Annotated in this window: 13 protein-coding genes; 1 reads left to right on the plus strand and 12 read right to left on the minus strand. The window is 41.0% G+C overall.

What is annotated here, in order from left to right; translation table 11 throughout:
• Positions 1-34: 34 nt before the first annotated feature.
• The 7 genes from AAHJ11_RS11025 to AAHJ11_RS11055 all read right to left on the minus strand — a co-directional run bounded on the left by AAHJ11_RS11025 (position 35) and on the right by AAHJ11_RS11055 (position 14,432).
• Complete coding sequence (locus AAHJ11_RS11025) at positions 35-2,359, minus strand: family 20 glycosylhydrolase (protein WP_413579525.1); 2,325 nt, start codon at positions 2,357-2,359, stop codon at positions 35-37.
• Between the two features lie 15 nt (positions 2,360-2,374).
• On the minus strand, positions 2,375-3,958 hold the full coding sequence (locus AAHJ11_RS11030) for a sulfatase (RefSeq protein ID WP_148364731.1): 1,584 nt from the start codon (positions 3,956-3,958) through the stop codon (positions 2,375-2,377).
• A 278-nt stretch (positions 3,959-4,236) separates the two neighbouring features.
• Complete coding sequence (locus tag AAHJ11_RS11035; RefSeq protein ID WP_148364730.1) at positions 4,237-6,051, minus strand: RagB/SusD family nutrient uptake outer membrane protein; 1,815 nt, start codon at positions 6,049-6,051, stop codon at positions 4,237-4,239.
• A gap of 22 nt (positions 6,052-6,073) precedes the next feature.
• A complete protein-coding gene (locus tag AAHJ11_RS11040; protein ID WP_413579526.1) occupies positions 6,074-9,280 on the minus strand; it encodes a SusC/RagA family TonB-linked outer membrane protein in 3,207 nt (1,068 codons plus the stop codon).
• A gap of 848 nt (positions 9,281-10,128) precedes the next feature.
• Positions 10,129-12,108, minus strand: coding sequence for a response regulator (locus AAHJ11_RS11045; protein ID WP_148364728.1), 1,980 nt, complete (start codon positions 12,106-12,108; stop codon positions 10,129-10,131).
• Between the two features lie 108 nt (positions 12,109-12,216).
• A complete protein-coding gene (locus AAHJ11_RS11050) occupies positions 12,217-12,966 on the minus strand; it encodes a nucleotidyltransferase family protein (protein ID WP_167511756.1) in 750 nt (249 codons plus the stop codon).
• Between the two features lie 35 nt (positions 12,967-13,001).
• Positions 13,002-14,432, minus strand: a complete 1,431-nt coding sequence (locus AAHJ11_RS11055; protein ID WP_148364727.1) for a phosphotransferase — start codon at positions 14,430-14,432, stop codon at positions 13,002-13,004.
• A 165-nt stretch (positions 14,433-14,597) separates the two neighbouring features.
• Here AAHJ11_RS11055 and AAHJ11_RS11060 point away from each other — a divergent pair, with 165 nt between their 5' ends.
• On the plus strand, positions 14,598-18,548 hold the full coding sequence (locus tag AAHJ11_RS11060; protein WP_413579527.1) for a two-component regulator propeller domain-containing protein: 3,951 nt from the start codon (positions 14,598-14,600) through the stop codon (positions 18,546-18,548).
• A gap of 78 nt (positions 18,549-18,626) precedes the next feature.
• Here AAHJ11_RS11060 and fsa read toward each other — a convergent pair whose 3' ends face one another.
• The 5 genes from fsa to AAHJ11_RS11085 form a co-directional block, all read right to left on the minus strand.
• Positions 18,627-19,283, minus strand: a complete 657-nt coding sequence (gene fsa, locus AAHJ11_RS11065; protein ID WP_148364720.1) for a fructose-6-phosphate aldolase — start codon at positions 19,281-19,283, stop codon at positions 18,627-18,629.
• A 67-nt stretch (positions 19,284-19,350) separates the two neighbouring features.
• Entirely contained in the window at positions 19,351-20,403 is a 1,053-nt protein-coding gene (locus tag AAHJ11_RS11070; protein WP_148364719.1) for a class I fructose-bisphosphate aldolase, read from the minus strand.
• A gap of 27 nt (positions 20,404-20,430) precedes the next feature.
• Positions 20,431-21,177, minus strand: a complete 747-nt coding sequence (gpmA, locus tag AAHJ11_RS11075; RefSeq protein WP_148364718.1) for a 2,3-diphosphoglycerate-dependent phosphoglycerate mutase — start codon at positions 21,175-21,177, stop codon at positions 20,431-20,433.
• A 295-nt stretch (positions 21,178-21,472) separates the two neighbouring features.
• Positions 21,473-23,965, minus strand: coding sequence for a zinc-dependent metalloprotease (locus AAHJ11_RS11080; RefSeq protein ID WP_074558749.1), 2,493 nt, complete (start codon positions 23,963-23,965; stop codon positions 21,473-21,475).
• Between the two features lie 16 nt (positions 23,966-23,981).
• On the minus strand, positions 23,982-25,409 hold the full coding sequence (locus tag AAHJ11_RS11085; RefSeq protein WP_148364717.1) for a RagB/SusD family nutrient uptake outer membrane protein: 1,428 nt from the start codon (positions 25,407-25,409) through the stop codon (positions 23,982-23,984).
• Between the last annotated feature and the right edge of the window lie 12 nt (positions 25,410-25,421).

A 25,421-nucleotide genomic window follows, 5' to 3' on the forward strand; every position in this document is an offset into this window, starting at 1 on the left:
CCGTGTAATCCATGCCTCAAATAACCAATATTGATTATTCAATCATTATTTCATCAAAATAAACTCTCGCCTCTTGTCCCGGACGTACATGGTCGGCAGGACATTCTCCCGCCCCTTCTGCCGTTACACGGACATATCTTGCTTCCGTTCCTTTCATATCCATGGAGAAATCTTCGATAAAGGTTCCTTCACGGAATATATCCCGGAAAGTAAAATTCAGACCTGCTACCTCACGATAGGTTTCGTTATCATCTGAAACTGCGATACGGATTGATTTCGGTTTATGTACCGCCATGCCGTAATTAGTGATACAACCTATAGTAAAAGCATTCAATTTTTCTTTTTGCAGCAAATCTATCGTAAAAGATATGTGGTCGCTCTTCTCCCAACAACACCATTCAAAGTCTGTATACTTCAAGCTACCACGTAATCCGTTCGTCATGAGTTTCTCATTCGGTTTATTTCCGAGGATAGGTTTGCCGGTCGCTTTGTTCCAGACAATAGGTAATACAAGCGTCTGCCCCATCTGCTCACCTTGTGCAAAGGTAGCACTCTTAATGATTTGAGTCGCCGTTACCGTTAATGAATCGGTATATAAAGATGAACTAGCCGTCGGCTCGCTACCATCTACTGTATAACGGATTTCCACATCAGGACGAATACACTCCAACTTCACTTGCAACACACCATTTTCGGGAGTCACTTTATGCTGGATATTATACATGGAACGAGCATAAACAATTCCCTTCTCTGCAAGATGCTCATTATACCTGTCCATTCCTTTCAGGAACAAAGCCCAGTCTTTCTTATCCGGTTGTGTCCAAGCTACTTCGGCTAACGCGGCTAAACGAGGAAATAAAAGATAGTCCACATCTTCCGGTTTATTACAGAATTCTGTCCACATACAAGCCTGTACACCCATCAATAACGAAGCATATTCCGGTTTCCAATCCTTTTGTACCGGCTCGTAGTCATACACGTCTTTCAGGGTATTATTCCCGAAATATGTCAACGGTTCAAACCACTGCGGTCCCTGATAACGAATCAGATACATAATGCGTGCCGGAGTCATAATAAAACGATGTCCTTTCTCTGCCGCCTTCAATGCAGCCTGTCCAAACCCTTGCCAACCAAGAATAATAGACTCTTCCGGCAGAAAACTGCTATTGGTCAGTTCATCCCAACCGATCACCTCTCTGCCTTTGCTACGTACATAGTCACTTATCCGCTTCATGAAATATCCTTGCAGGTCCTCTTCATTAGCCAGATTTTCTTTTTTCATCCGTGCCTGACACAACGGACACTTCTTCCAATGTGTTTTTTGAGCCTCGTCACCACCAATATGGATATAGCGTGAGGGAAACAATTCCATGATTTCATCCATCACATTTTGCAAAAAGTTGAAAACACTGTCGTTTCCTGCACAATAAATGATCTCGGAATTTCGTCCTCCCAAGCCGGGCAATACACCAATATAATCCTTCACCGTCGGGCAAGCCAGTCTGGGATACGCTGTCAATGCAGCATTGCTATGAGCAGGCATATCTATTTCGGGCACAATCTCAACCTGACGTTCAGCAGCATAAGCCACCATTTCCCGGATGTCCTCTTGGGTATAGAAGCCTCCTACCGGGGTAGGTTCTCCCTTTTTCGGATTGCGACGGGCAGGAAAAGGCAAATCCTGATGATCCACCCGCCACGCACCGACTTCCGTCAATCGGGGATATTTCTTTATTTCCACCCGCCAGCCATTGTCGTCTGTCAAATGAAAATGAAGTGTATTCAGTTTAAGCATTGACATACAATCAATGATACGTAATACATTTTCTTTAGGAATAAAGAAACGGGATGCATCCAACAACAATGCCCGGTATCCGAAACGTGGTTCATCCTGAATGATTACGACCGGAATGCTCCATTCCAATTTCTTGTCCAACAAACTTTCTCTTTCAATGGAGGGAGGAAGTAATTGGCGAATTGTTTGTAAGGCATAGAAAAAGCCTTTGTTATCCGAAGCCTTAATAACGATCTCTGGGGGAGAAACTTCCAAAGAATAGGCTTCGCTCTTCAAAGAAGGGTCTGTCAGCAAACGGACATTCCCCTCTCCTCCTACATTCAGTTTGGGGGTAAAACCGGCTGTACGAGTAAACAAAGTAATCAAACCTCTTGCAATTTCCGCCTGCTCCTCATTCTCCACTGCAAAAACTGTCTGATCGGAGAATAAATGGTTGCCACTGCCCGGCATCATCTGTGCCGGGCGCGGAACCATAGAAATACTGCGTGTTAAGTTTGTATTATCACATCCTGTCACTATTGATGCCAGAAATCCGGTCAACAGTATGAAGATATATTTTATCATGATATTATTTCAGGGTTATTCCTTGTCTCTTTCGGGGGAGAATCGGACAGGGTCATTATATTGTTCTTGTAGTTTCAACATCTCTTCTTTCAATTCCTTCACTACCGGCTCGTATTCAGGTTGCTCGTAGAGGTTATGCATCTCTGTCGGATCTGCCTGTATGTCATAGAGTTCCCACCAGTTGATATCATTATAGAAATGAATCAGTTTATAGCGTTCTGTGCGTATTCCATAATGGCGTTTCACCATGTGCTCGGCCGGATATTCATAGAAGTGATAATAAAGTGCCTTGCGCCAGTTTTCCGGATGTTCTCCTTTCAACAGAGGAACAAGCGAGACTCCCTGAATATCCGATGGCACCTCTGCTCCTGCCAATTCGAGGAAAGTGGGTGCATAGTCGATATTCTGTACCATTTCGGTGATATCCCCTCTACGGTCGAAGCCTTTCGGTAAGCGCATGACAAGCGGTGTACGCATGGATTCTTCATACATAAATCGTTTGTCGAACCAGCCATGTTCGCCCATATAGAAGCCCTGGTCGGAAGTATAGACCACAAGTGTATTATCCAGCAATCCTTTTTCTTTCAGATAATCGAGTACACGACCTACATTGTCATCCAGCGATTTAACCGTCTTCATATAGTCACGCATATAACGCTGGAATTTCCAATTGGCAAGGTCTTTGCCTTGCGGATTCTGTTTGTAGAAGTCATCGATAATCGGACCATAGAATTTATCCCATGCAGCACGTTGTCCTTCGTCCATTCGGGCCAAGAATCTTTCGTACAGTGATTTTAACCGCGAGTTCTTGTCAGGACGCAGCATTTTGAGGTCATAGATCATATCCATATCTTTCACGATGCTCATTTCTTGTGCAGCGGCAGCCGGACGGCCTTCATAATCATCAAAGAAATTATCCGGCAACGGGAAGGTCTTGTCTTCATATAAAGCCAGATTGCAAGTATCTGCCATCCAGTTACGATGAATAGCCTTATGATGAATCAAAAGGCAGAAAGGCTTTTGTGGGTCACGCTTGTTTTCCATCCAGTCAATGGCATCATCCGTAATAAGATTGGTGATATAACCATGTTTCTGAATGGTATCATTGTCCTGCGTAATAAAGTCCGGATTATAATAATCTCCTTGTCCGGGGACGATTTGCCAGTAATCAAATCCTGATGGCAAACTCTCAAGATGCCATTTACCGACTAATGCGGTCTGATAACCGACTTTTCTCAAGAGTTTAGGGAAAGTCTGCTGAGAACTGTCGAAAACGCAAGTGGTATTATCATAGAATTTGTTTGCACAGCTATGTTTACCCGTTATCATGCAGGCACGGCTGGGACCACTTAAAGAATTGGCCACAAAACTTTGAGTAAAACGTACTCCGTCAGCTGCAATACGGTCGAGATTCGGAGTTTCCATATAGCGAGTGTCATAACAGCTCATCATTTGAGCCGTATGGTCGTCTGTCATGATATAAACAATGTTCAGAGGTTGCTGTTCCGCAGGTTTTTGCTTGCCTGCACAAGAAGCTAGGGAAGCTATAGCAGCTACTCCCGCTAAAGGAAAAAATAAGTTTGATTGCAGTTTTTCCATAAATACTATTTTGTATAAGATTGTTGTGACAAAGGTAGGGGGCTGTCGACCAAATCTATGTTCACAAATCACCAATTAATTTCCAATATTCTCCACTTCTAGCTGTTTCATAAAGAAAAAGTAGTAAAAAACACTATTTACGACTCATTCCCAATCCAGCAAATCCTAGAAAACATATACAATGATTTCTACTAATAACAGAAAACCCGAATGAAGAGCAGAAACACCCCTCCTCTGCATCCGGGAAATCTAAAATTACCTGTTATAACTACATTTTTTTAATAGCCGAAGTTATTTTCCGTAATAGCTATATTAGTATTCATTTCATCGCGCGGAATGGGGAACAACAGATTCTTCTTCAAGAAAGTCTCATCATCCAAATTTCCATTATTGTAAATACGTTCTCCCCAGACTCCCGTTGCATTGGGATTATTTTCCTGCCACTTTTTAGTTATGGAGTGATTATTATTCACAGTAAGCGCTTTTTTCAAATATTCAGTTCCACGCAAGCGCATCATTTGATACATTTCAGTTTCACCGGCACCTTCAAAAAGTCTTTCGAAGAATATCTTTTCACGTACTTGATCTTTTGTTAAGGTTGACTCCCATTTGGCTGGTTGTGCAGAAACCTTAGCTCCCGACTTACGTGCACGCGCCAACACGAGATCTACCGTATTAATAGCATCGTCTTTTCTATCCAATTCATTATAGACATCAGCCAACATCAATAATAAATCTGCATAACGATATAAAATCAGATTTTTATGACTGGCAATACCTGCCATATTCATATCAAAGGTTTTTGCAAAATGAGGCCATGCCGCTCTTTCTCCTGTTCTACCTGCAGCAGTACATACATTTAGATAATCTTTCAATCCTTTACGGTATTTCTCATCAAATTTCGCTTCATCATCCGTGATAGCCAGAATTTCATCTGCGCTCGGATTCTCTTTATTAGTCAATAACTCATAAGGAATTCTACCAACTAACAACTTGTTATTTTTCCAACCTGCCGGTTTTACACCACTATCATAAGTGAAATAAGGATATTCATAGGTGGAGTCGCGGGCAGACGGCACAGGTTCTACTTGAGCTACAGGTCCGACATTGTTTGTACATTTTCTCCATTTTGCCATAAATGTAGTTTCAATACGAGGATCTCCGAAATAGGTTCCCGCAAAAAAATCATAAAATGCTTTCGTACACTTAACTCTATGAAAACTCTTACCATAAGATGATGCAGCAGGATTAAAGACCCAAGACCCTCTATTGAAAGAAGACAACTCACCATTCACCTGAAATCCCAGTTGGAATATAGACTCTTTTGAACCTTTAATCTTATCAACAAATAAATTAGAAAATTTCGGTTCCAGATCATATTTACCTTTCACTCCTTCAAAATAGGTCCTTGCTTTTTCCCAAGCTGTGGCATCACCCAAACAGCCTAAAGTATGATATAATTTTCCTAAATATGCTTCTGCAGCCCATTTCGTTGGAAATCCGTCAGAATTTGTTTCCGGTAAATATCTCGCAGCAAATTCCAAGTCCGTCCGTACCACATCCAGCACCTCTAAACGCGGAGAACGAGACACAGCTACTCCATCATGAGAAGAAGGGCTTGTTTTCAAAGGTACATCTCCCCAACATACCGCAAGATTATAATAAGACAAGGCACGCAAGAAATGAGCTTCTGCAGCCATTTCGTCTTTATCTTCTAAAGAGGTGCTTTCCACATTGGCTATAAATGCATTAGCTTCATTAATTACTTTATACATCACATACCATGCATTTGTCAGCAAATCATCTGTATAGTCACATTGCAACCATCCACACATATCATTTGTTCCCCCATTGGTCTGGGCCCATCCGAAACCACTATACCGTACCGGAATTTCCTGCCAATGCTGACCATATCCTCCACTAGTCAATGCAAAATATCCATAGCATCCATACAATGCTGCACGCGCCTTTTCAGAAGTAGAAAACTGAATTTGTGTATTCAATGTATATTGCGGATCTTCATCCAACCACGATTCACAAGAAGCCAGTAATAAGCAGCTTGCCAATAAAAATATATAGGTTAATTTCTTCATTTTCATAATCATTTATTGTAAATTAAAAGGTTACATTCAAGCCAAACACAAAAGAACGCATATTGGGGAAAGCATTCATATCAACACCCCGACGCAGACCGTCAAATGCAAAACTATTTACTTCCGGATCATATCCACTATAATTGGTAATCACAAATGCATTCTTCACTGAAGCAAAAATGCTGGTATTCTGAAACCCTATCTTAGTCATCCACTCTTTAGGCAAAACATAATTCAGCGTAATATCCGAACAGCGCAAATAACTTCCATCTTCTATGTAGCGATCATAAACAACGCCTTTTACATTTGAAGTAGATGACGGATATAAATTAGAACGATTCTCCGGAGTCCATGCATTATAATAAGCATCTTTTCTCAAGTTTCCGGCCTGTCTGGAAGGAGTTTGTTCGTAACGGATATTTGTATTCAGAATATCATTACCATAAACGCCTGTGAAAGAAGCTGAAAGAGAGATATTCTTCCATTCCAGGCGTGTCTGGAAACCATAGGTGAAGTCGGGATTCGGATCACCTATCACAACCATATCGTTAGCATCCACTACACCATCTTCATTCACATCCACACATTTAATATTACCAGCTGCCATATCATTTCCTGCAGATGAAGTGTAATATTTAGTGGAACCATCCGATGAGATATATCCTACTTTACCATCAACTACATCTTCTTCCTGAATAATTCCTTGTGTCTTATAACCGAAAAATAGTCCCGGAGCTTTACCCTCAATAAAAATATTTGCAGGTCCGAAATGATCGCCAATCGTCTTTCCTAAATAACCACGTACTCCTTTCAAAGAACCTATATCAGAAATTTCCAAACCTAAATTTTCAATAGTAGTCTTGTTGAAACCAATATTTCCGCCTATATTCCATTTCCATCCATTACTACGAATGATATCAGCATTTAAACTAAATTCAAAACCTTTATTCAATAACGATCCTTCATTTATCATCACTGTTGCAAACCCACTGGAATATGGCAAAGCACGTTCAACCAACAAATCCTTTGTATTTTTACGGTAATAATCAAATGCACCATTCAGACGGCCATTAAAGAAACCAAAGTCAAGACCAGCATTCCATGAAGAAGTACGTTCCCACTTCAAGCCCTCATTTTGCAGGCTTTTGATTTGCATAGACGTCAATTTATTTCCATCTCCATCAGCATAGTCCACCTTATTCTCATAAATAGAAAGAGACTGATATGGATCAATACCTTGATTACCTGTCTCACCATAACCCACACGTACCTTCAACTGACTTAACCAATCGATGCTCTTCATATAAGCTTCCTGTTCCATACGCCATGCTAATGAGAAAGAAGGGAAATATGCCCAACGATTACCTTTTTTAAATTTACTGGATCCGTCAGCACGCAATGAAGCTGTCAACAAGTACTTATCATAAGCAGATAAATTAACACGTCCTAAATAAGAAAGCAGCTGATAATCTTTTTGTATAGGTTGTTTCACATCTACTTTTCCAGCATTGGATAATCCTTTTGTACGCAAGTCATAGATAGAAAAAGTATTACCTGAAACATTCTCTGTCAGAAAATGATATTCATCATAAGTGATACCGGCAGTAGCCGACAGACGAAAATCCTTTGTCAAATCCATGTTAAAGTTTAACAGGTTTTCCACTGTATAATTAGACTTATTGACATTACTGATTGCCAATAAACCTTTCACGTTTTCTCCCGGAGGCAACTGAATCCCGTACCAACGCTTACGGTCATTCACTATAATATTTCCTCCTGCACGCAGGCTATACGAGAAATATTTATTAATATTCCAATTCAGATTCAAACTTCCGTTGAATGTTTTATCATTCGTAATATCATCGTAATCATTTACCCAACTAAAAACATTCATTTTTGATTCCAAAGCACCCGGATCATCATCAGGAACAATATAAGGAGCTGTATCGAGAACCGTACGAGCCAAAGATCCGGCAACGCCTCCAGTTGTATTACCACCCGTCATCATGTCATTCTGCTTCAATGAACCACTCAATATCAAATTTAAAGTTACTTTTTTAGATAATTCAGCAGTTAAATTGGCACGCAAGTCACCCTGTTTTATTCCTGTATTCTCTACAATACCATTAATATCTTTAAAGTTACCCGATATATAATATTTCATACCAGCAGTTCCTCCACTGACAGAAGCCGAGTAGACTTGTGAGAAAGCTGATGCATATGCCTCTTTTTGCCAGTCACGATAGGTAATAACCTTATATAATTCCGGATTATTCGGATCTGCCTGATAAGCGGACTCATTACCACTAAATACGTACCGCATTTCACCATTAGGTTGCAAATAATATCGCGGCTGGTCCAATTTAGAATTTGAGTAATCGGCATATTCTTCCAAATTTAACATATCGTGCAAGTTACGCGCATTAGCTATCGTAAAATTTGCTGTGACATTCACTTTTGCCTTTCCGGCCTTTCCCTTTTTAGTTGTAATAAGAATTACACCATTAGCACCACGAGAGCCGTAAATTGCAGTAGCGGAAGCATCTTTCAGGACGGTAATATCCTCGATATCATTAGGATTGATTGCACTCAACGGATCTTGAGCTATTTGGAAGTCACCACTGCCTACAGCAGACTCGGCAAATTCACCAGTAGATGCTTGCGGCACATTATCAATCACATATAATGGCTGATTATCTCCACGTAACGAGTTAGCACCGCGGATAGTAACAGAAGAAGCAGCACCCGGAGTAGACATTGAAGCAGTTACATTTAAACCTGCAATCTTACCTTGTAATAATCCATCGATGGATATAGCTTTTGAAGCATCATTTGCATCAGGACGGAGACTGGCAGTGGCACCTGTTAAATCGCTCTTTTTAGCCGTTCCATAACCGACAACAACTACTTCATCCAAATTTTGTGCATCTTCTTTTAATTGAACATTCATTTTAGTCTGATTTCCAACCATGATTTCCTGTTTGGAATAACCGATAAAAGTAAAGATCAACACAGATTTTGAGTTTGGAACGGAAATGGAGAATTTTCCATCAATGTCGGTAATTGTTCCATTAGTAGTACCTTTTACTTGTACATTGACACCAGGCATACTTTCATTTAGAGCATCCACTACCTGACCGGTAATGGTCTTTCCTTGTCCCATGGATTGCGCAGAAAACACAAACAATGTGATGAAACATAGCAGAAAAACTTTTGATAGGTTCTTCATAGAAGTCATTTTTATAAATTATTAAATTTAAAGATTAAAAAGCTTATTCCAGTTTATTTGCTGAAATCGATACGCAAATATAGATGTGGTTATCGAAAGCACATGTTCTATTTTTACTATAATTCTTCCAATTTTGTCTAAAATCGTCCAATTCATCGACAAATTAGAGCATTATAGACATCATTGAACATCTTCCAAACCAAATATGGAAACCTTTAAATATAATAGTTAGCAAATATAACAATCCTATTCTCCTCCAGACACTATATGTGTGCTATTTTTCAGATTCAAGAAGAAAAAATAACTGCAGAAAGAAGTGTCTTAGCATAGAAAAGCATTGAGATATTACATATATATGCATACTATCAGAGAAATACCACATTTATTCTCTGATAATATGCATTTTTCTTTAAGAGATGGATAAGTTTCCCCGGTGTGCAACAGGTCGTTCCTCGGTGAGCAAGGTTCCGTTGCTCACCGAGGAAGCCCTCCTTAGCCACCGACCAAGGTATAGTAGCCCTCTTAAAAAGGCATTTGTAAGCTAGTTTACTTCCAAACAGTCGGACGTTTTAAATAACATAAAGGATAGGAAATAAGAAAAAACAGCACATACATCTATAATAAGTAAGCCTCATCACAGACATTTTAATAGCAATATTACAAAATACCAAACAATTTCACATTCCATAATTTGAAATGCCGGGCATTTTTCTATATACTACAAATAAGTGGTCGAAATATTAGAAGCAGCAAGGATATAATATACTTTTTTTCATATTAGTATATTCTTAATCAGCTTTGCATGATTAGCACATTTCGCAAGTAAAAGATTCTCAAAAAGAAATCATCTAACAACCATACTCTTTCAACGTCTGCATCAACTTCGCTCCATTGATCGGCTTCACTAGATAATCATCGCAACCGGCTTTCAAAGCAGCCACCCGGTCGGCATCAAAAGCATGAGCGGTCAGGGCGATAATTGGTATTTCCGTATTGAACTTCCGGATCTCGGAAGTTGCAGTACGCCCATCCATAACAGGCATCTTCATATCCATCAATATCAGATCCACCGGTTGAGTCCGGACGATCTCAACCGCCTTCAGCCCATTCGGAGCATGTAACAACTGAAATTTATTTTTCAATATAGAAGATACTAAAAAAAAGTTACTCTGAATATCTTCTACTACAAGCACTCTTTTAGAAGACTTCATCTCTTCGGAAGCATGAGGTTCTTCTTTTTCCACTTCCCTCCCAAGGCGCTGACGGGAAATATACAGTCCGCTGTCGACCGATTCGAACTGACACGGCAGAACCGCCCAGAACAGGGATCCTTTATCAAATTCCGACTCAAAACCTATCTCTCCTTTGAAAGCCTCAACTATGGCTTTACAAATAGATAATCCCAATCCGGTCCCCTGCGCAAACTCATCCAGTTTTTCAAAACGCTGGAACACCTTGTCTTTTTTATCTTCCGGTATGCCGATGCCTGTATCACGAACATAAAGATGAATACTCCCGTTTATCTTTTCATATCCCATTTCAATCATTCCTTCGCAGGTATATTTGATGGCATTAGTTACAAAATTGGTGAGAATCTGTGCCAACCGGTTCTTATCCAGACGAACGATACAAGATTCATAAGGATTCATAGCAACCAAACGAACCTGTGGATTCACTACACGACGATGCATTGCAGCAGCCAATTCATTGAAATAAACAGCCAGATCAAAATCCTCGTATTTCAATTCTACCGAGCCGGCTTCTATTTTCGAAAGATCCAGTATGTCATTAATCAGTTTCAGAAGTAATTCATTATTGGCATTGATAATCTGAATGAACTCTTCTTTTTCTTCTTTATCTTCCGTCACCATCAGCAAGTCGGAAAAACCAACGATAGCATTTAGCGGAGTACGGATTTCGTGACTCATATTTGCTAGAAAAGCAGACTTCAACCTATCGGATTGTTCAGCCCGGCTCCTCGCCTTTTCAAGTTCACCAATCATGTGCTGCCGCTCGGTCACATCATCCACGCGAATTACCACACCATCAACATCTCCCTGTTCATTAAATATAGGAGTAGCAAATACTTCAATGACGTGCTTGTTATCCAGATTAAACAAAATAGACTCTACCTGACCGGATTGGCGGGCACGTTGCATCACACAATTCTCACAAGGAGCGTTGCGATTATGGGCTGTCAAATAGCAAGGTTCTCCTTTCTTATAAGCCTCATACGAAAGGCTTTTACTACAAAGCGAGATATTCTCCCATTGTACGATATAGTCGTTTGCAATATACGCCAAGCCTGAATTAATATTGTTCAGCACCAATTCATTCTGACGAATCAAATGAATCATCCTTTGTTCGCTCTCAAGGAGTTCTTTTTTCGAGCGCACAGCTTCTTCATAGAGATTATCATATTTGTTTTGCCATAAGATACGCTCGGTGACATCCTGAGTTATCACCATATAATTCGTAATTTCAGACTTTTCATTATGAACGAAAGAAACAGTGATCTCAAAGAATCGAGTACCGGACAAACAAGTAGGGAAAAGATGACGTAAGGCATCAAAATCATATTTTGCAACGAAACGCACAGTCTCCCCTTTTCTAATTTGTTCTCTGATTTCATCAGAGAAACTCGTATAGTTGAATAGATTATAACCCAAAATGTCTTTTTTGTCTTTTATCCCCATTGATCTCAACCGCGAATAATTGACATCTATCATAATGCCATCCTTATCATACAACTCGAGTCCTACAGACAAATCATTAAAAATGTCATGTAATAAATTATCAGCTATCCCATTTATCCGAATCTGTTCCATGTAGCAAGATTTGTATAGTATTGCAATTTCGTTTGTTCAGCCGGGCAAAGTTAAACAAATATTTTGCTACATATTAGAAAAGGGACCTTTTGGTCCCTTTCTGTATCTTTATTTGGTGCTTTGGTATAGAAAACTTTCAGCTTTAGCCAATGTCTCCGGTTTACCGATGTCAATCAGTTGTAAATTCTCTGCAAGATAACCGGAATAGTTTATTTGCCGACAAGTGGCAAGATAGAAATCCATAATAGAAAACTTCCCTTCCCAACGAGGCGTATCCATAAATTGGAAAATGGCAGGTGAAAGGACATGGATACCGCTGAATGCATATTCCTGATAGCATAATTCATCATATTGGAATCCCTCCGGCTTCACCTGTCCCGTATCCTTGTTAGTCCAGCCACAAAGTTTCTTCTTTTCATCAAAAAGCAGATAACGAGAGGTTTTACGTCGGCTTGCCAGTAAAGTTGCCACACCGCCACTCTGTAAATGATAGTCATATAATTCCTTCAGATTCACATCTGAAAGAATGTCTACATTATGTATCAGGAAAGGTTCATCCGAATTTTCAAAGAAAGAACGGGCTTTCTTGACTCCTCCACCAGTATCGAGCAACAAGTCACGTTCGTCGGAAATATGTATGGTAAGCCCGAAATTCTCATTGACTTTCAGGAAGTCAAGTATTTGATCGCCAAAATGGTGGATGTTAATCACAATTTCCGTGAATCCGGCAGCTTTCAGTTTTAAAATCACATGTTCCAACATCGGATGTCCGGCTATGGGAACCATAGCCTTAGGCATGGTATCGGTAAGCGGTTTCAACCGGCTACCCAAACCGGCAGCAAATATCATTGCTTTCATTTTATTCGTAACTTCCTCCTTTATAGTTAATCTCTTTAGATAGTTGCCTCAAACGTACGTTCTATATTCTGTTCCCGGTGCACCAGTTCGACTTTCACACCAAATTTCTGATTCAGGTGTTCTGCCAGATGCTGGGCTGAATAAACAGAACGGTGTTGCCCTCCGGTACAACCGAAACAAACGGACAAATTGCTGAATCCACGTTCCATATAGCGTTTTACGGAGGCGTCTACCAAAGCATAGGCATGATCGAGGAAACGGAGTATTTCACCATCTTCTTCGAGGAAAGTGATTACAGGTTCATCCAGTCCGGTGAAAGGTTTGTAACGCTCATACTTACCGGGATTGTTGACGGCCCGACAGTCGAATACATAGCCTCCTCCATTGCCGGTAGAGTCATCAGGAATTCCTTTCTTATAGGCAAAGCTCATCACTTTGACAGTAAGCTGCCGCTTTTTCAGGTCGTCCGTAAATTGTTTCAGTCCGGTAAGTTCCCGCAAAACCTCGCAGAGATACGGATATTCCGGGTATTCTTCTTTCAACAATTCACGCAGGTTTTCGATAGCATAGGGAACGCTTTGAATAAAATGAGGTTTCTTTTCGAAGTATCCGCGGAAGCCATAAGCCCCTAGCACTTGCAACGTACGGAAAAGAACAAAGTGACGAAGTTGGCTATAAAAATAGGATTCGTCAATCGGTTGGTATTTGCGAAGAGCGTCTATATATTCTTGCAGCAGTTCTTTACGGAGGCTATCCGGATATTTCGCTTTCGCTTGCCACAGGAAGGAGGATATGTCATAATAAAACGGACCTTTACGTCCTCCCTGAAAGTCGATAAACCATGGCTCCCCGTCTTTTATCATCACATTACGACTCTGAAAATCACGATACATAAAAGTAGCGGAAGAACTACGTAGCAGAACATCGCTCATCTTCTGAAAATCATCTTCCAGTTTGTCTTCCTGAAATTCCATTCCGGTAGCTTTCAGAAAACAATATTTGAAGTAATTCAAATCCCAAAGGATAGAACGCTGATTGAACTCCGGTTGGGGATAGCAACGGGAAAAGTCGAACCCGTCAGCACCGGCAAACTGAATAGCGGGAAGTAAACGGATCGTCTTGCGGAGCAGTTCTTTTTCTTCCTCGGAAAATACACTGGTGGCCCGGCCTTTCTCAATGGCATGAAACAATAAAGTATCACCTAAATCTTCTTGCAGATAACAAGTTTTATCTTCCGATGCAATGTAAACTTCGGGAACCGGCAGGCCGTTTTTACGGAAATGTCCTGCCATATAAAGAAAAGCTTCATTCTCATCAATAGAGGTTCCATATACTCCAACCAGTGTTTGTATGCCCGTCAGACGGAAATAACGGCGATTGGAACCGGAAGACGGTAATTCTGCGATGTTTTCAGCGGGAACACCTGTATATGACTGATAAAGTTTCTGTAGTTCTTCGGTAATCATAGTCGTATATTTTCGGGCAAAGATAGAGAATCCAGCTAAATAAAGAAAAGAATTTTCATTCAAAGACCATTCTCTGACTCAAAGGAATAATAAAATAAGTTTGCTTTCTTAACAAATATTCATTTGAATATATTATCTTTGTTTCAGTTTAACTGACCTAATACCATGAGAAAAAGAACCTTTATTCTGCTATGTATAGCGTTCATCATACAGTTTGTCGGCGTTCCCTCCCTTCAAGCCGGACATTATTATTACAAGCAAATCTCCCTGAAAGACGGGTTACCTTCTACCGTACGATGTATCCTGACCGATGAACAAGGTTTTGTATGGATTGGAACCCGTTCCGGACTAGGACGGTACGACGGCCACGAACTTAAAAAGTATACTCATCAAGCAGACAACCCTCATTCCATCCCCCACAACCAAATCAATCAGATAACAGAAGATAAACTGAATAACATCTGGATTCTGACAGAAAAAGGAGTGGCATGTTATCAACGGCAAAGTGATGATTTCTTCATACCTACGGACGAGAAAGGAAATAATATAGTAGCCTACTCGACTTGTTTAATGAAAGACGGAGTTTTATTCGGCTCGCAAAACAAAGTCTATTTCTATAGTTATCAGCATTCTTCTCTTCACCTTTTACAGACGTTTAATCGAGAGCCCAATTTCAATATCACGTTACTAAGTTTATGGAATGAGCACACTCTTCTTTGCTGCAGCCGATGGCAGGGATTACTTCTTCTGGATTTAAATACGGGTAAACACACACCTCCTCCTTTTGACTGCGGAAAGGAAATCATGAATATGCTTATTGATTCACAAAACCGGATATGGATAGCCCCCTACAACGAAGGCATAAGCTGTTTTTCCCATGACGGAAGACCATTGGCTTCGTATACCACACATAACTCGGATTTAAGCAATAATGTCGTCTTAAGTCTTGCTGAACGGGAAGGGAAGATATGGATCGGAACGGATGGAGGAGGCATCAATATTCTTGAACCTGAAACGGGAAATTTCTCTTTATTGGAGCATGTACCGGGAAGAGATAACTACTCACTGCCCGCTAACTCCATTCTCTGTCTTTATAATGACCGGAACAATAATATATGGGCAGGAAGTATTCGCAACGGTCTTATCAGCATCCGGGAGGTTTCCATGAAAACTTATACGGATGTATTGCCGGGCAATGACCGCGGATTAAGTAACAATACCGTACTAAGCCTCTATCAGGAATCTGATAGTCGCATTTGGATAGGCACGGACGGTGGAGGTATTAACCTTTTTAATCCCCTTACAGAAAAGTTCACCCACTTTCCTTCCACATGGGAAGATAAAGTTGCCTCTATCTGCCCTTTTACCTCCGGTAATCTATTGCTTTCTATTTTCTCACAGGGCGTATTTGTTTTCAACCCGTCAACGGGAAAGAAGACTCCTTTTATTATTATTGATCCCGAAACTTCCAAACGTCTCGGAAGCCGGGGAAAAACAGTAAACCTATTCCTCAATTCCCCCCATAGTGTACTGCTATTGGGAGACCATATCTACCAATACAACTTGAAAGAACAAACATTCAGTATTGCTACCGAACAACAAGGAGCAGACATTATCGGTACCATTTTGCCTATAGCAAATAGTCAGAATAACACATATCTGAACGACAGCAAACATATCTTCTGTCTGGACAACCGTACCAACCGCCTCGAAATAATATTTCAATGCAGTAAAGACACATTGATTAATTCTGTCTCACGAGATGAATATGGAAATTTCTGGATAGGAAACAATTACGGACTGATACATTATAACCCTGTCACTCAAGAACAAACTCCGATACCAACCTCCCTCTTTGAAGAAGTCACTCTGATAGTATGCGACCAGCAAGGAAAAGTCTGGATAGGAACAGACAATATGCTTTTCGCCTGGTTAATCAAAGAAAGAAAATTTGTTCTATTCGGTGAATCCGACGGTGTCATTCAGAATGAGTACCTATCCAAGCCCCGTTTATTAAGTTCACAGGGGAATATCTATATGGGAGGTGTGAAAGGATTACTGCATATTAACAGCAACTTGCCCTTAATCACTTCCGAATTCCCGCAATTACAACTCTCGGATGTGGTTATCAACGGAGAATCCGTTAATGATAAGCTAAGTAGTAACCCTATAGGAATTTCTGCTCCCTGGAACAGTAATATAACCATTCGGATCATGTCGAAAGAAAAAGATATCTTCCGGCAGAAAGTATACAGATATCAGATAGAAGGACTGAACGATCAGCAAATCGAATCATATAATCCCGAATTGGCCATACGCTCACTTCCTCCGGGAAGTTACAAGATCATGGCTTCCTGCACAGCGAAAGATGGTAGTTGGATTCCCAGTCAAGAGGTACTGGAACTGACGATTCTCCCTCCCTGGTATCGGACATGGTGGTTCATCATTAGTTGTGCAGTGTTCATTACTGCTGCTGTCATCGAAACTTTCCGAAGAACGTTAAAACGCAAAGAGGAAAAGCTGAAATGGGCAATGAAGGAACATGAGCAACAGGTGTACGAAGAAAAAGTGCGCTTCCTTATTAATATCAGTCACGAACTGCGTACCCCATTGACTCTCATACATGCGCCACTTAGCCGAATATTGAAATCGCTTTCTGCCGAAGATACACAATATCTACCTATAAAAGCGATATATCGCCAGTCACAGCGAATGAAGAATCTTATCAATATGGTACTTGATGTGCGTAAGATGGAGGTTGGAGAAAGCAAATTGCAGATACAACCATACGCTCTCAATCAATGGATTGAACATGTATCACAAGATTTCACCAGCGAAGGAGAAGCAAAGAACGTATGTATCCGTTATCAGCTTGACCCGCATATCGACACTGTTAGTTTCGATAAAGACAAGTGTGAGATTATTCTAAGCAATCTGCTTATCAACGCCTTAAAACACAGTCCGCAAGATGCAGAAATAATCATTACTTCGGAGTTGCTTTCAGAGGAAAACAGGGTCCGTGTCTCCATCATAGATCAGGGAAACGGTCTCAAACAAGTAAATACGCAGAAACTCTTCACCCGTTTCTATCAGGGTACAGGAGAACAGAGCGGGACAGGAATCGGATTATCCTATTCCAAGATTCTGGTCGAATTACACGGAGGTTCCATCGGTGCCCTAGACAATCAGGAAGCCGGTGCAACATTCTTCTTTGAACTCCCACTTCGCCAACAATCAGAAGAGATTATCTGCCAACCGAAAGCCTATCTGAACGAATTGATGAGCGATGACAGTAAAGAACAATTGCCGGAGGAGAGTAATTTCGATACGAGTTTTTACAGTATATTAGTGGTGGATGATAATCCGGACCTGACGGATTTCCTAAAAAAGTCACTGGGAGAATATTTCAAACGGATAATCATTGCTTCGGACGGTGTGGAAGCCCTCCAACTGACCAGAAGCCATACTCCGGATATTATCGTCAGTGACGTGATGATGCCGAGAATGAATGGATACGAACTTTGTAAAAACATCAAGGAAGACATTACCATCAGTCACATTCCTATTGTACTGCTGACAGCAAGAGATGATAAACAAAGCCAGTTAAGTGGTTATAAGAATGGAGCAGACGCCTATCTTACAAAGCCTTTTGAGATAGAAATGTTAATGGAAATCATTCGTAACCGGTTAAGAAACCGCGAATCTATCAAAAAGAGATATTTAAATGCAGGATTGGTTCCTGCACCGGAAGAAAGCACATTCAGCCAGGCAGATGAAACCTTCCTGTTGAAACTGAATAAAATTATTCAGGAGAATCTGGATAACAGCAATCTGGATGTCACTCTTATTTGCAAAGAAATAGGAATGAGCCGGGCTTCCCTTTACAATAAGCTGAAAGCTCTAACCGATATGGGAGCCAATGATTACATCAATAAATTCCGGATGGAGAAAGCGATCACATTCATCACTCATACGGATATGTCTTTTACGGAAATTGCCGAGAAGATCGGATTTACTACTTCACGCTATTTCAGTACGGCTTTCAAACAATACACAGGAGAAACGCCGACTCAATACAAAGAAAAACAGAAACAAAAAAGGAAAGAAGGAAAATAAAAAAGGTGAACATCATGCGGACAAAAAATATCCACGATGATGTTCACCACCCATTTTATCATTGCATCTCACTTACATTCAGCCATTCACTTTCTTATAATCCTCCAGAAACTTCTTCAATCCTGAATCTGTTAACGGATGATTGAGCAATCCTTTGATAGCACTCAACGGACAAGTAGCCACGTCGGCTCCTACTTCTACACATTCGATAATATGTTTTGTATTGCGAATAGAAGCAGCCAACACCTGTGTTTTATAATCATACGTACGATACATACGTACGATATCTCCCACCAGCTTCACCCCATCTTCACAAATATCGTCCAGACGGCCGACAAAAGGTGAAACATAGGTAGCTCCGGCTTTAGCAGCCAGCAATGCCTGTCCTACAGAAAACACTAACGTACAATTGGTACGGATTCCTTTCTGCGTGAAATGTTTGATAGCTTTGATTCCATCAGCAATACAAGGAACCTTTACTACGATATGCGGATTGAGTGCGGCAAGTTCCTCGCCCTCACGAATCATCCCTTCATAATCGGTTGCTATCACCTCGGCACTTACATCTCCCTCAACGATCTTACATATCTTGACGTAATGTTCACGCTGATTCTGCGTTCCTTTAATGCCTTCTTTCGCCATCAACGAAGGGTTGGTAGTCACACCGTCAAGTACTCCGAGGTCATAAGCCTCCTGAATCTGCTCCAGATTAGCTGTGTCAATAAAAAACTTCATACTCTTAATTTTTAATGGTTAACGATCTAATAGTCAAAGATAAGAATTTATTTCTATTCATCCCTGATTAAGCGATCGTAATTGACGGATCAAGATATACATCCTGAATGGCATTCAATAATTCTACTCCTTCGTTCATTGGCTTCTGGAATGCTTTACGCCCGCTAATCAATCCCATACCTCCGGCACGTTTGTTGACTACGGCTGTAATGACAGCATCACGTAAATCGGAAGAACCATGAGATTCTCCACCCGAATTAATCAAGCCTACACGTCCCATATAGCCGTTGGCTACCTGGTAACGGCAAAGGTCAATCGGATGTTCGGAAGCCAGTTCGGTATACATACGTTCGTCGATCTTTCCGAAACCAATGGCTTTGAAGCCACCATTATTAGTAGGAAGTTTCTGTTTCACAATGTCAGCTTTGATAGTCACTCCCAAGCGGTCGGCCTGACCTGTCAGGTCGGCGGCAGCATGGTAATCGACTGCACCTTTCTTAAAATCATTGTTACGCAGGTAACACCAGAGGATGGTTGCCATACCCAATTCGTGAGCATATTCAAAAGCTTCGGCAATCTCTACCAGTTGACGGCGACTCTGTTCCGAGCCAAAATAAATAGTAGCTCCTACGGCCACCGCTCCCATATTCCAGGCTTCTTTGACAGTGCCAAACAACACCTGGTCGAAGCTATTCGGATAAGAGAGCAGTTCATTGTGGTTCAATTTCACAATGAAGGGTATCTTATGCGCATATTTACGTGCTACGGATCCAAGAATTCCAAACGTGGAAGCTACTCCGTTACAACCGCCTTCAATAGCCAGTTTCACAATATTTTCAGGATCGAAATAGATCGGATTGGGAGCAAATGATGCTCCGGCAGTATGTTCGATGTCCTGATCGACAGGAAGTATAGACACATAACCGGTATTTGCCAACCGTCCATGTCCCAACAGAGATTGCAGGTTGTTTAATACTCTTATGTTTCGATCCGAATCAATCCAGATTTTATCTATCGTATCGGGAGACGGAACATGAATTAATGATTTATCGATGGTTTCACAGGTATGTTCCAAATAATAACAGGCCTGATCTCTTAATAATTCAACTACTTTACTCATAACTTTACTTTTTAATATGTAACTATTTTATTTTTTCTTTCCCTGATTGGCAACTGCCTCCATTAGTTTTTTAATCTCTTCCGGATTTCCCAGGAAGTAGTCGTTGGATACATTCAGGTTTTCATCAAACTCAAATACGTAAGGCACAGCCGTAGGTAGATTCAGTTTGACAATATCTTCATCGGAGATGTTTTTTAGATGCTTGATGATGCCTCTCAAACTATTGCCATGAGCGACCACCAACAGCGTATGAGCTGTTTTCAGACTAGGAAATATATCACTTTCCCAATAAGGCATAATACGTTCAATGGTATCTTTCAACGATTCCGTGCGAGGTAATTCTGCATCGGGCACTTCATGATAACGGTAATCAAAATGCGGATTTCTCAAATCTTTTTCCGAAAGTGGATTGGGGGCTATATCATAACTACGGCGCCAGATGAGCACTTGTTCTTCACCATACTTCCCGGCAGTCTCGGCTTTATTCAATCCCTGTAAGTCACCATAATGTTTCTCGTTCAGACGCCAGTTCTTTTCGACAGGAATCCAGTCGAGATTCATTTTATCGAGTACGCAATTCAACGTTTTCACTGCACGTTTTAAATAAGAGGTGTATGCTTTATCAAAATTAAAGCCATACTCTTTCAATGTTTCTCCGGCTTTTTCGGCTTCGGCAACCCCTTTTTCTGTCAGGTCTACGTCGGTCCAACCGGTGAAACGATTCTCTTTGTTCCATGCACTTTCTCCATGACGGAGCAATACTATCTTTTTCATTGCTAAAAGTCTCCTTTCTTCTTTTTATATATACAACAGATTGTTTCTTCACAAAGTTCACTAGAAAACAAATAGTTATCAATACCCAGAAATTATGATTCTTTCAGCTAAGAAGTAAGGTGCAGTAATTAGGCATATAAAAAAACTTACTCTCCTCTAACTCAAAACTTGCATGTATTGATCGCTTATGAATCAAAACAAGTTTATCGTCAGAGAAGAGTAAGCCTGTTAGAGAGAGAGTTTATATATACAAGAAAATCTGTTCTGTTTTTCCGTTTCTTTTAAAGGTCCCTCTTCAAGATATCTCGGCATTTTTTCCGTAATACTCTTCTTTTGCTTTCTTAATATTCCGTAGTAAAGCCGTGTAATGCCTATAATTGAAATCTCCTTCTTTACATACGGTAAGCTGCTCTTTCACATATTCTTCAATCTTATCCAAATGCATTTCTATAAAAAGCAAAATATCAGAACGGTTCACCGTCGCATTTACATTTCCGGCATCTTTATCACTTGGATTCATCATACGTTCAATAAATCCCAGGTAAGTCCGTTGCTGCTGACGGCGGAAATTATTCTCTAATTCATTTGAATCATTCAAAGGTTTCCACACTGTAGCAAACACATCGTCCAGATATTCCTCGAGCGGATAAGGATCCGAAGCACACATCGAAGCCGAATACAAATTCTGCAACATTCCCGATGCCAGTAATAAGGCTATAATAGAACTTTGGCGATCACGAATTTCATCCACAGCTTTCACTCCCGTGCAATTCACTACCTTATCAGGATAGAGCCAAAGTGGAGCTACAAGCAAATTCCGTCCTAACCATTCTACAGCTTCTTTCTGCACACTACGTGGCAAGTAATCATGAGGATCCTGCCCTGGCAGATTATTAGTATACCGGCCCCCCAAGTTTCTCTGTACATGCAGCGTATATTTCATATATTGGGCACGCACTGATTTATAAATCGTATTTAAATCGTCATATTGGCCGTCAGGTTGTGCAGTCCAAGTCATAATATTTTCCATCACCCTTTTCAGGTTCTTCATACCATACTCATTGGCCTTCATATTATTATCCCCCAAGTCCTCACTCTGGCTACGGGGATCAGTCCCTTTTCCTTCATCACCGATAAACAACAGACGACGGTCGCCTTGAAGTTTCTTCGTGACTTCAGCACGCAACGCTGCTTTCTCCTTAAAAGGATCTTTAAATTCCGGACGGTATTGATACCCCCATTTTATCGCCCATTTATCATAATCGCCAATACGGGGGAAAAGCCCTTTTTCTGAAATCCGGTCTTCGGGTTGTGCTACATAGTTAAACCGTGCATAATCCATAATAGATACTGTGTGACCATTGGCCTCCACCCATGCTTTATCACGCAATTTCTCTACCGGGGTAGCCGAACTGGCAGCCATATTGTGACGCAATCCAAGCGTATGACCTACCTCGTGTGAGGAAACAAATTGGATCAGAGTCCCCATTAATTTGTCATCAAAGGTCATTGATTGCGCACGTTTATCCAAAGGTCCACACTGCACCATATACCATTTCTTAAGTAAGTTCATTACGTTGTGATACCAACAGATATGACTTTCCATGATCTCTCCGCTACGAGGATCTACAATACGCGGACCATAAGCATTTTCCGATTCCGAAGGCAGATAGCGCAATACGCTATAACGTGCATCGTCCAGGCTCATTGTAGGATCGTCCGGCCATTCTTTGGCAATAATGGCATTTTTGAATCCGGCTGCTTCAAAAGCTACATTCCAGTCATTCACACCAGCTTTAAGATAAGGAATCCATTTTTTTGGTGTCGCCGGGTCTATATAATACACAATAGGACGTTTAGGTTCAGTAAGTTGCCCTTTGCGATAACGTTCCGGATCTTTCGGTTCCAACCGATAACGCTGGATAATGGCTCCACGGGTCGTGACTTGCTGGTCATCCGAAAACTCTGTCACCGGATTTTGGAAGAATCCGACCCGTTCATCTGCCAATCTCGGCTGCATAGGTTCTTTGGGTAACATCACCATACTGGTATTCAGTTTCACTGTCACCGAACCTGTTGCCGCAGCCGGCAACTTGCCGGAAGTTATATTGTAAGTACGTAAAGTAAGCACTTCCACATTAATGGGATAGGTTTTTATAGTATCCATGAATGTACGGTCCTGTGCTAAAGAACCAATGCCAAGAATAGAACGGTCACTTGATGTAAAGCCACACGTCTTATTATCACCCAAAAGAAACTTGGATACATTGATGAGCTGCGCCTGAGTCTCCGGATTTCTACCGATAACGTCAAACTTACAAATAACCGGATCTATCGTTGACTGCTTCAATGCTTCCGCAATTTTATCACCTGTGGGAGCAAACTGTGACTGTACATATTCACGTAAAAAGAGCGTCTTGTCGTTATGTTGTTCCCAATAAACCACACTCCGGTTCACCTCTTCCCCACTAAGCATTTTGAACCCCTGCGGCACAGCTTTAAAGCGAGTAACAACCAATAACAATCGTCCCAACAAAGAATCCGGTACTTCAAAATACCAGTCATCCTTGATATGACGCACTGTAAACATACCCTGACATTCACTTCCTCCATCTTTCAAAAGTTTCTCGTAAGCTGTCGCTTTCTTGACAGTGTCTTTCTTAACTGTATCTTCACGGACCACCAGACTTTTCTTTCCATGTTCAAACGGATTCATAACACCGGCCCGTGCTTCTGCTCCTTGCAGTGCCCAAAGTAGCAATACAGTTATCATCAAAATCTTTTGCATTGTTTTTCTATCTATTTTATTCGTTAGTATTTAATGTCAGGTTCGGATTTTTCTCACGGGCAGCCAACGGGAACGGAATGACGTACAAACGTGAATCCGGTTTCAACGTATATGTCTTCTGTTCGACATTAGTAGAAACCAGCGGGAAAACACGGGTGATCGTCTTTGCATAGTCCGCTTCCGTATTAAACCGCTTCAAATCCCAGAAACGACTAAAACCGAAAAGCAACTCCTTACGACGCTCATTAATGATTTCCTGCATCATCTCACGCTGGGTAGCCGGTTCCGGTAATACTGCCTCTGTTCCTTTGATTCGTTTTTCACGCAACTGATTCAAGACTTCAACAGCTCCGGATAAATCGTTCTGACGTGCCTTTGCTTCTGCCAGAATCAGATAAACTTCGGCTGTACGCATACCTACAGCCATATACTGGAACTTGGCATAAGTAAGTGACGTATTCCACAAAGCAGCCCCAGACCCTTCATCGAAGTAGTATTCAAGATTTCCAGTCGTCTTGAAAAACAGATTCATACGCTCATCATTCGTACCGAAAAGTTGTACTAGTTCCGGGCTGATCATACCATAAGTAAAAGCCGGATTTTCGGTAACGCCACCCATATAAGCATAATTCAAAACTTCAGGGTTTCCACCTTTAGCATAAGTTGAAACCTTCATTGGCCCTCCCTCATCCTCCAAAGCTATATAATCGATCAAACTGTTATTTCGTTTTAATGATTCTTCCGCTGCATCTTCAGCTTTTTTCCAGTCGCGATGAAACAAATAAACACGGGCAGCCAAAGCATAACCGAAAGCTTTCGACGGGTGATAGACATTCACCGGTTCTTCTTGCAGATAAGGTAATGCATCCTCAATATCTTTGATGATAAAATCATAGACCTCGGCCACAGTCGCTTTGGTAGGAGTAGCTTCGAGATTGTACTCTCTGACAACGGCAACACCACCGTCAGTAGCCGCCGTCTCTGGATTATAACTTTTCGCAAAAGTGTTTACTAAAATAAAGTGGTCCCAAGCACGCATTATCTTTGCTTCCGCTTTTGCCAGTTCCTTAGTACCCTTGTCACCTGTACTATAATCTACCAATGAAATCACAATGTTCGACCGCAAGATATATTCATAACAATTTGCATATAAATTATTATCACTCAAATCCTTACGATAAGCATCTTCATTAAATGTCATATTGATTCCATCCCAAGATAGATATTCTTTGCCAATAATATTCGATTCTTTTGACCAGACATTATCACTCAATAGGGCAAAGGCCGACGGATAATAACACCGGTTAGGCAAAGCCACCAGCTCATAATAAGTATCAGTAGAGTCCACAGTCTTCTTCCCTGTGGGAGTTATATCCACGTAATTCTCACAAGCAGCAAGTCCCAATATCAGCAGAACCGGCAATATATAAAGTAGTTTACGCATATTCTATAGTCT

It is taken from the genome of Bacteroides sp. 90-K9/2, assembly GCF_047310725.1.
Lineage (GTDB): Bacteria > Bacteroidota > Bacteroidia > Bacteroidales > Bacteroidaceae > Bacteroides > Bacteroides vicugnae.